The following is an 8,910-nucleotide window of genomic DNA, read 5'->3' on the forward strand; positions in this document are numbered from 1 at the left end:
CCGCGCCGGTCGGCAGCGCCGACAGCGGCACGCGCGATCGCACGGCCTCGGCGCCCGGGGAACGGGGTTGCCTGGCCGCCAGGTCCGGATGGCCCGAGGGCCCCGCCGCAGCGGGCCCGCTTTTGCCGATGGCCGGGGCGCCATCGGCCCCGGTGGATTCGGGCTGCCGGTGTTTCACCTCGGCAGCGTTCACTGTCACTTTCATTGGTATGCACCTCCCTGTCCGCCGGCCTCCCTGCGCGGCCCAACGCCACCAGTGGAGCCATGCCGACGGGGCGCCGATTCTGAACAGGGATCGCGCCCGCGCAAAGCGCGGATTTCGCATATCGACCAACGCAATGCGCTGGTGCCGGGCGGCAGGGAGAGCGTCAGCCCCGCAGGCGCTCGATCAGGCCGTTGAGCGCCTCGATCGAGCCGAACTGGATCGCCAGCTCGCCCATCTCCTCGGTGCGGCTGCCACGCTTGACGCGCTTTTTGACCCGCACCTCGACCTCGGCCATGAGCAGGTCGGACAGCTCCTCCTCGACCCTCTTGAGGTCGCGCGACTTGGCGTCCTTCTTGGGCTTTTGGGGCACCAGGCTGAACTCGGCGCCGATCTTCTTGACCAGGGCTTCGGCCTCGCGCACCGACAGCTTCTTGGCCGCGATCTGGTTGCCCGCCGTGATCTGCGCCGCCCGGTCCAGCGACAGCAGCGCGCGCGCATGGCCCATGTCGATGTCGCCGGCCATCAGCATCGTCTGCACCGGGTCGGCCAGGTTCAGCAGGCGCAGCAGGTTGCTGGCGGCGCTGCGCGAGCGGCCCACGGCCTGCGCGGCCTGCTCGTGCGTGAGACCGAACTCCTTGACCAGGCGCGACAGGCCCTGCGCCTCTTCGAGCGGGTTCAGGTCCTCGCGCTGGATGTTCTCGATGAGGGCCATGGCGGCGGCCGACTCGTCGGGCACGTCGCGCACCAGCACCGGCACCTCGGCCAGGCCCGCCAGCCGCGCGGCCCGAAAGCGCCGCTCGCCGGCGATGATCTCGTAGCGGCCCGCATGATCGCCCTGCGCCAGCCGGCGCACCAGGATCGGCTGCATGATGCCCTGCGCCTTGATCGACTCGGCCAGCTCGTACAGCGCGCCCTCGTCCATGCGCGTGCGGGGCTGGTACATGCCGGGCACCATGTCGGCCAGGGCCAGCGTGGTGGGAGTGCCTTCGGGCGGCGGCGGGGCGGCATCGCCCTTTTCCGCGACCTTGGGGCCCAGCAATGCTTCCAGGCCGCGGCCGAGGCCCTTGGGTTTCTTGGTGACCATGTTGTCGTTCCTCGTACAAATCAAAAAGGGGGGCGGATGCCGTGCGGATCGGACCCGCGGCGGCGGGCAAGGCGCCGGTTCAGCCAGCGCCGCTGGCCCCAGAAAAGCCCTGCGAACGCCAGCAGCACCCACAGCCAGTTCCCCTGCGAAAACCCTGGCTGGCCGTGACGAACCGGCAGGCCCGTGGCCTCTACCGCCAGGGCCACTTCAAGCGCCGTGAGCAGGGCCACCGCCGCAGACAGCCACAGCGGTGCAGGCGGTGTGGCGGCCGACCCGGGCGTTCCCCGCCGCGCCGCGAACCGCAGGAACACCCCGAGCGCGATCACGGCCAGCACGGCGGCGGCGAACAGCTTGCCGGTGAACACCATGACCGGAACCCCGGCCAGGCTCAGCAGGCCCACGCCGCACTCCGCGGCCACCTGGAGGCTGGACGCCACGCCCGCCTTGAGCCGTGCGATCCAGGAAAGCGGCGTGGCACGGGCCTGAGGCACGGGCCTCGGCCCCTCGGCCGAGCGCCCGGGGGCTGTCGCCGCATCACCGCGACAGCGCCTCCAGCCAGCCGTGGCCTTGCGCCCAGTCCCCCAGGCCCGACTCGGCATTGATGTGGCCGAGCGCGCCCGCATCGACGAAGCGCGCGCCCCAGTCGTGGCCCAGCCCCCTGCACGCGCTCGAAGCTGCAGTAGGGGTCGTTGCGGCTGCCCACCAGCACGGCAGGAAACGGCAGCGGCTGGCGCGCGATGGGGGCCCAGCCGGGCAGCAGGGGCGCGATGTCGGGGTGCTCCACGTCGCCGGGGGCCACCAGCAGCGCGCCGCGCACCCGGTGGGCGTTCTTCGAATGCGCCGCCCACCAGGCGGTGAGGATGCAGCCCAGGCTGTGCGCCACCAGCACCACGGGGCCGCCGGCGTCCACCACCACCTCTTCCAGGCGGGCGGACCAGTCGCCACGCAGCGGGTGCATCCAGTCGTGCTGCTCCACGCGCCGGTAGCCGTGCAGGCGCTCCCAGCGGCTTTGCCAGTGGTCTTCCCCGGAGTTCTGCCAACCGGGCAGCAGCAGCACGTTGTCTGGTTTCATACTATGTTTTTGATAGCAAATAGGGCAATGAATCCGCCGGCATGGAGGCGATCTGGCACTCAAACCCGCTGCGGCCTACATGCGCTTGACGCGCTTGACCATCTCGCGGGCGAAGTCCACGAACGCCTGGCTGCCCTTGGCGGACGGGTCGAACACCACGCCGGGCAGGCCGTAGCTCGGTGCCTCGGCCAGGCGCACGTTGCGTGGGATCACCGTGTTGAACACCTTGTCGCCGAAGTGGTCCTTGAGCTGCTCGCTCACCTGGCTTTGCAGCGTGATGCGCGGGTCGAACATCACGCGCAGCAGGCCGATGATCTGCAGGTCCTTGTTCAGGTTGGCGTGCACCTGCTTGATGGTGTTGACCAGGTCGGTCAGCCCCTCCAGCGCGAAATACTCGCACTGCATGGGCACGATGACGCCGTGGGCGCAGCACAGGCCGTTCAGGGTCAGCATGCTCAAGGACGGCGGGCAGTCGATGAGGATGAAGTCGTAGTCCTTGTCCACCTCGGCGAGGGCTGCCTTCAGGCGCCGCTCGCGGTGCTCCAGGGCCACCAGTTCGACCTCGGCACCGGCCAGTTCGCGGTTGGCGCCCAGCACGTGGTAGCCGCACTTTTCCGACAGCACCGCCGCCTCCTTGACCGAGGACGATTCCAGCAGCACGTCGTACACCGTCAGCTCCAGCGCGCGCTTGTCCACGCCCGAACCCATGGTGGCATTGCCCTGCGGGTCCAGGTCGACCATCAGCACCCGCTGGCCGATCTTGGCCAGCCCCGCGGCCAGGTTGACGGAAGTGGTGGTCTTGCCCACCCCACCCTTCTGATTGGCAATGCAAAAAATCTTGGCCATGACTGCTTTCGTTTCGCGGAAATTATTTGGAGAGGGCCAGCTTGATGCCGAAGCCGATGAGGAAGACGCCGGCGATCTTCTCCAGCCCGCGCGCGACCTTCGGGTTGGCGCGCATGCGCTCGGCCAGGCGGTGGGTCAGCAGCACGACGACGAGGCCGTACAGGAAGGTGAGCACCGCGATGGTGGCCGCCATGGCGCCGAAGGTCAGCAGGCCCTGGTGGCGCGCCGGGTCCACGAACAACGGGAAGAACGCCATGTAGAACACGATGGCCTTGGGATTGAGCAGCGTGATCCACGCCGCCTGCTGGAAGTAGTGCCGGGGCTCGATGTGGAGCACCGGCTGGCCGCCGGGCCGGGCGGTCAGCATCTTGAAGCCCAGCCACGCCAGGTAGGCCGCGCCCAGCCACTGCACGGCATGGAAGGCCGCCGGGTACGAGGCCAGCAGCGCGGCGACGCCCGCCACCGCCATCCACATCAGCACCTGGTCGCCGGCCATCACGCCCAGCGTGGCGGCCAGGCCGGCGCGCACGCCGCCCTTGCTGGTGGAGGTGATGAGCGCCAGGTTGCCGGGGCCGGGAATGGCGAGGAACAACACGATGGCTGCGACGAACGCGCCGTAATCTGCTACGCCAAACATGAAAGCCCCCCGAAAACTGGAGGAGCGAGTTTAAGCGACGGCCGGCGGCGCACCCGCCGGGCGCCGCATCCAGACGATGCAGCGCTCGGCATCCAGGCCGGGCACGGCAAGAGGTTCCACGTGAAACACCTGCACGCCCGCCGGCAGCGCGGCGATCTCGTCATCGGGCCGCTTGCCCTTCATGGCCAGCCATACGGCGTGCCCTGCCATGGCGCCGCTCGACCAGGTGGTGAAGTCCGGCAGCGAGGCGAAGGCGCGGCAGCTCACCAGATCGTACGGCCCGGCCAGGGTCTCGACCCGGGCGTGGATGCCGTGCAGGTTGGGCAGGCGCAGCGTCACGGCGGCCTGCTGGATGAACGCCGCCTTCTTGGCCACGGTGTCCACGCAACTCACGTCCAGGCCCGGGCAGCAGATGGCGAACACCACGCCAGGCAACCCGCCGCCTGAGCCCACGTCCAGCAGCCGGGGCGGCAGCGCGGGGTTGGCATCCAGGTCCGCCGGCACCTGCGCCAGCTGGCGGCGCAGCGGCGGCACCGCCGCCAGGCTGTCCAGCAGGTGGTGGGTGAGCATCTCCTGCGGGTCGCGCACGGCCGTCAGGTTGTAGACCTTGTTCCACTTCTGCAGCAGCGCCAGGAAATCCATCAACTGGCCGATCTGTGCGCTGCCGAGCCCCAGCCCCAGGGCCTGCGCGCCTTCGGCCAGCGTGTCCTGCAACGCCTGCGCGGTCATGCGGGCACCTCGGCTGTGGCAGGCGTGGCGCTGAAGCCCTTGAAACCGCCCTTCTTCAAATGCACCAGCAGCAGCGAGATCGCGGCGGGCGTCACGCCCGAGATGCGCGAGGCCTGGCCCAGGGTTTCCGGACGGTGCTTCTGCAGCTTCTGGCGCACCTCGATGGACAGGGCCGGCACCTGGAGATAGTCCAACTCGGCGGGCAGGCGCAGGGTTTCGAAATGGGCGGCGCGCTGCACTTCGTCCTTTTGTCGGTCGATGTAGCCGGAGTATTTGGCGGCGATCTCCACCTGCTCCACCACCGGGTCGGCCAGCTCGCCGAGTGTTTCACGTGAAACGTCCGGCGACGCCAGCCGGCCACCGTCCATGCCCATGAGCGTGGCGTAATCCACTTCCGGACGTCGCAACAGGTCGAACAGGTTGTATTCGTGCTCGATGGCTTTGCCCAGCACCCGCGCCGACTCCTCGGCCGGCAGGCTGCGGGGGTTCACCCAGGTGGCCTTGAGACGCTCTGTTTCACGTGAAACCGCATCGCGCTTGCGGCTGAAGGCATCCCACCGCGCATCGTCCACCAGGCCCAGCTGACGACCGGCCTCGGTCAAGCGCATGTCCGCGTTGTCCTCGCGCAGCTGCAGGCGGAACTCGGCCCGGCTGGTGAACATGCGGTAGGGCTCGGTCACCCCCTTGGTGATGAGGTCGTCCACCATCACACCCAGGTAGGCCTCATCCCGCCGCGGCAGCCAGGCGCCGCCGAAATCGTTGGCCTCGCCCTTGATCTGGCGGCACTGCAGCGCGGCATTGATGCCGGCGAACAACCCCTGCGCCGCGGCCTCTTCATAGCCCGTGGTGCCGTTGATCTGACCGGCAAAGAACAGGCCCTGTACCTGGCGCGTCTCGAACGTGCTCTTGAGCGAGCGCGGGTCGAAGTAGTCGTACTCGATGGCGTAGCCGGGGCGCAGGATGTGCGCATTCTGCAGCCCCGCCATGCTGCGCACCAGGTCGTACTGGATGTCGAACGGCAGGCTGGTGCTGATGCCGTTGGGGTAGAACTCGTGCGTGGTCAGGCCTTCGGGCTCCAGGAAGATCTGGTGGCTGTCCTTGTCGGCGAACCGGTTGATCTTGTCTTCCACGCTCGGGCAGTAGCGCGGGCCGACGCCCTCGATCTTGCCGGTGAACATCGGGCTGCGGTCGAAGCCGCTGCGGATGATGTCGTGCGTGCGCTCGTTGGTATGGGTCATCCAGCACGGCACCTGGCGCGGGTGCATCGCCGCCCCGCCGTGCGCATGCGCCATGAAGCTGAACACCGGCACCGTGCCCTCGTTCACACCGCCGGGCATGCCGTCGCCGGGCTGCTCCTCGCATTGGGAAAAGTCGATGCTGCGGCCGTCGATGCGCGGTGGCGTGCCGGTCTTCAGGCGCCCCTGCGGCAGCTTCAATTCCTTCAAGCGGGCCGACAGGCTGGCGGCCGGCGGGTCGCCCGCCCGGCCGGCGGCGTAGTTGTTCAGGCCCACATGGATCTTGCCGTCCAGGAAGGTGCCGGCCGTGAGCACCACGGTGCGGCTGCGAAACCGCAGGCCCACCTGCGTGACGGCGCCCACCACGCGGTCGCCCTCCACCATCAGATCGTCCACCGCCTGCTGGAACAGCCATAGGTTGGGCTGGTTCTCCAGCATGCGGCGGATGGCGGCCTTGTACAGGATGCGGTCGGCCTGCGCGCGAGTGGCCCGCACGGCCGGGCCCTTGGAACTGTTGAGGATACGGAACTGGATGCCACCCTCGTCCGTGGCCAGCGCCATGGCACCGCCCAGCGCATCCACTTCCTTGACCAGATGGCCCTTGCCGATGCCGCCGATGGAGGGGTTGCAGCTCATCTGCCCCAGCGTCTCGATGTTGTGCGTGAGCAGCAGCGTGCGCTGGCCCATGCGCGCGGCGGCCAGCGCGGCCTCGGTGCCGGCATGGCCGCCACCGACGACGATGACATCAAATTCCTGGGGGTACAACATGGGACTGCTCCGGGGCCCCGCGGGGCCGTTCATCGATTCGATCGCCGCCGCAGGGCGCGGGGCGTGCCCGGCAGGAACGGCGCCGAAGGCCGGCCCTGGCAGGCTGGAAAACCCGTGATTTTCCCACTTCGGGCCCGCCCCTGCCACCGGTGCTGTTTCACGTGGAACAGGTGCCTTGCAACAACGGGTTTCTTGCAGGTTTCCTGCCCCGCCGGTGTGCTTCAATCGCGGCCATGCAAAAACTCCTCGTCTTCGCGGGCAGTACCCGCCAGCAATCGTTCAACCGCCGTCTCGCCCGCGCCACCGCCGACATCGCGCGCGATGCCGGAGCCGATGTGACGCTGCTCGAACTGTCGGACTTCGACATCCCCATGTACAACGCCGACCTGGAAGCGGCCGGCACCCCGCCCGACGTGCTGCGCCTGAAGGCCGCGCTGGATGCCCACCCGGGCTGGATCATCTGCTCGCCCGAGTACAACGGCAGCTACACCGCCCTGCTCAAGAACACCATCGACTGGGCCTCCAGCCCCGTGGCCGGCCATCCGGTGTGGAGCGACGGCACCCGCCCCTTCCGCGGCAAGGTGGTGGGCATGCTGAGCGCTTCCAACGGCGGCCTGGGCGGCCTGCGCTCGCAGAGCCACTTGGCGCCCCTGCTCATCAACCTGGAGTGCTGGGTGGCACCGCAGGCCTTCGCCCTGGGCCTGGCGGCCAGCGCCCTGGACGACCAGGGCGCCCTGGCACACGAGCCGCACCGCCAGCGCGTGCGCGCCGTGGTGGACCAGGTGCTGTGGGCGGCCGACCGGCTGGCCATTCCGGGCCTGCCCGCTTGAGGCAGGCCACCCAGGGATATGGCCCGAACGGTGCCGCACCGCAATATCCACTAGGGCATTTAGCTATTATTTCGATAGCAAGCCAATGACAGATGCAGTCGTGACGGTTTGTCGGCCCGGCTGCGGCGCCTGCTGCACGGCCCCCTCGATCACCAGCCCGATCCCCGGCATGCCCCAGGGCAAGCCGGCCGGCGTGCGCTGCATCCAGCTGGACGATGCGCAGCGCTGCCGCATCTTCGGCCACCCGGAGCGCCCGGCCGTGTGCGGCTCGCTGCAGCCCGAACCGGCCATGTGCGGGCCGGACCGGGCCCACGCCCTGCACTACCTGGGCCAGCTGGAGGCGGTCACGCGCCCGGCGCCCCGGCCTTCAGCGGCCCCGGCCGCTTCCAGCTAGCATGCAGAGCTTGTCCAACACCACACCTTCGGGTCATCCATGAAGCTCTACTACAGCCCCGGCGCCTGCTCGCTCTCCCCCCCACATCGCCCTGCACGAAGCGGGCCTGGCCTTCACCCCCGTGCTGGCCAGCACCAAGAGCCACAAGCTGCAGGACGGCACGGACTACTACACGATCAACCCGCTGGGCTACGTGCCCCTGCTGGAGCTGGACGACGGCACCCGCCTGCGCGAAGGCCCGGCCATCGTGCAATACATCGCCGACCAGGCCCCCCTCAAGAACCTGGCCCCCGCCAATGGCACCCTGGCCCGCTACCGCCTGCAGGAATGGCTGACCTTCATCGGCACCGAACTGCACAAGGGCTTCAGCCCCCTGTTCGGCACGTCCACGCCCGAGGAATACAAGACCACCGTGCGCGAAAAGCTCCTGTCACGCCTGCAGTGGGTGGACAGCCAGCTCGACGGCAAGGAATGGCTCATGGGCGAGCATTTCTCGGTGGCCGACGGCTACCTGTTCACCGTCGTGGGCTGGGGCAAGGTGGTGGGCCTGGACACGTCCCACCTGACCCACCTGTCGGCCCACCACGCCCGCGTGGGCGCCCGCCCTGCGGTGCAGGCGGCCCTCAAGGCCGAAGGCCTGCTCAAGTAAGCCAGACCAACGGCGGGGGTCGGGCGTGCCTTCGGTGCCTGGATTCAGGCACGCCCCTTCCACGGCACCAGCCGCGCCTCGGCCCAGCGCACGGCCAGGTCGAAGGACCAGGCCACCAGGCCGATCACCAGAATGCCCATCACCACCAGGTCGGTGCGCAGGAAGTTCGAGGCGTTGAGCACTATCTGCCCCACGCCCACGGTGGCGGCCACCATCTCGGCCGCCACCAGCGTCGTCCAGCCGAAGCCCAGGGCGATGCGCAGGCCTACCAGGATCTCCGGCAGCGCCGCCGGCACCACCACATGCCACACCACCTGCAGGCGGCTAGCGCCCAGCGAAGCCGCGGCATTGAGCTGCTCGGTGCTGGCGCTGCGTACGCCGGCCTTGGCCGCCAGGGCGATGGGCGCAAAGCACGCCAGGTAGATCAGCAGCACCTTCGACGCCTCGTCGATGCCCAGCCA

At 69.1% G+C, this 8,910-nt stretch carries 10 protein-coding genes and 2 pseudogenes; 3 read left to right on the plus strand and 9 right to left on the minus strand.

Translation table 11 applies throughout. The features are described 5' to 3' along the window. The 8 genes and pseudogenes from AC27IO_RS16985 to mnmG all read right to left on the minus strand — a co-directional run. Window positions 1-205 (minus strand): hypothetical protein (locus AC27IO_RS16985; RefSeq protein ID WP_498739818.1); only part of this gene is annotated, 205 nt, incomplete at its 3' end. 163 nt (window positions 206-368) lie between these two features. After that, a complete protein-coding gene (locus AC27IO_RS16990; RefSeq protein ID WP_284397235.1) occupies window positions 369-1,289 on the minus strand; it encodes a ParB/RepB/Spo0J family partition protein in 921 nt (306 codons plus the stop codon). Between the two features lie 20 nt (window positions 1,290-1,309). Further along, a complete protein-coding gene (locus AC27IO_RS16995; RefSeq protein ID WP_498739820.1) occupies window positions 1,310-1,780 on the minus strand; it encodes a hypothetical protein in 471 nt (156 codons plus the stop codon). 43 nt (window positions 1,781-1,823) lie between these two features. Then, window positions 1,824-2,361: pseudogene (locus AC27IO_RS17000) on the minus strand (RBBP9/YdeN family alpha/beta hydrolase). 75 nt (window positions 2,362-2,436) lie between these two features. Continuing rightward, entirely contained in the window at window positions 2,437-3,207 is a 771-nt protein-coding gene (locus AC27IO_RS17005; RefSeq protein WP_284405563.1) for a ParA family protein, read from the minus strand. Window positions 3,208-3,229: 22 nt separating this feature from the next. Further along, complete coding sequence (locus tag AC27IO_RS17010; protein ID WP_284430482.1) at window positions 3,230-3,844, minus strand: LysE family transporter; 615 nt, start codon at window positions 3,842-3,844, stop codon at window positions 3,230-3,232. A 30-nt stretch (window positions 3,845-3,874) separates the two neighbouring features. Next, window positions 3,875-4,573 carry a 16S rRNA (guanine(527)-N(7))-methyltransferase RsmG gene (gene rsmG / locus AC27IO_RS17015; protein ID WP_284430483.1) on the minus strand — a complete coding sequence of 233 codons (699 nt, stop codon included), beginning with the start codon at window positions 4,571-4,573 and terminating at the stop codon, window positions 3,875-3,877. Continuing rightward, complete coding sequence (gene mnmG, locus AC27IO_RS17020; RefSeq protein ID WP_317356884.1) at window positions 4,570-6,576, minus strand: tRNA uridine-5-carboxymethylaminomethyl(34) synthesis enzyme MnmG; 2,007 nt, start codon at window positions 6,574-6,576, stop codon at window positions 4,570-4,572. The genes rsmG and mnmG overlap by 4 nt, the downstream gene beginning before the upstream one ends. 233 nt (window positions 6,577-6,809) lie before the next feature. Here mnmG and AC27IO_RS17025 point away from each other — a divergent pair, with 233 nt between their 5' ends. The 3 genes and pseudogenes from AC27IO_RS17025 (at window position 6,810) to gstA (ending at window position 8,449) form a co-directional block, all read left to right on the plus strand. Next, the gene (locus AC27IO_RS17025; RefSeq protein WP_317356882.1) at window positions 6,810-7,406 is read left to right on the plus strand and encodes an NADPH-dependent FMN reductase; all 597 of its coding nucleotides are present in this window, start codon (window positions 6,810-6,812) and stop codon (window positions 7,404-7,406) included. A gap of 85 nt (window positions 7,407-7,491) precedes the next feature. Then, entirely contained in the window at window positions 7,492-7,800 is a 309-nt protein-coding gene (locus tag AC27IO_RS17030) for a YkgJ family cysteine cluster protein (protein WP_498739823.1), read from the plus strand. Window positions 7,801-7,839: 39 nt separating this feature from the next. Next, a pseudogene (gene gstA, locus AC27IO_RS17035) lies at window positions 7,840-8,449 on the plus strand (glutathione transferase GstA). Window positions 8,450-8,493: 44 nt separating this feature from the next. Here the strand turns inward: gstA and AC27IO_RS17040 are convergent. Next, a partial coding sequence (locus AC27IO_RS17040; protein ID WP_498739825.1) for an ABC transporter permease subunit occupies window positions 8,494-8,910 on the minus strand: 417 nt, incomplete at its 5' end.

The sequence above is a fragment of the Acidovorax sp. KNOB132 genome (assembly GCF_057541515.1).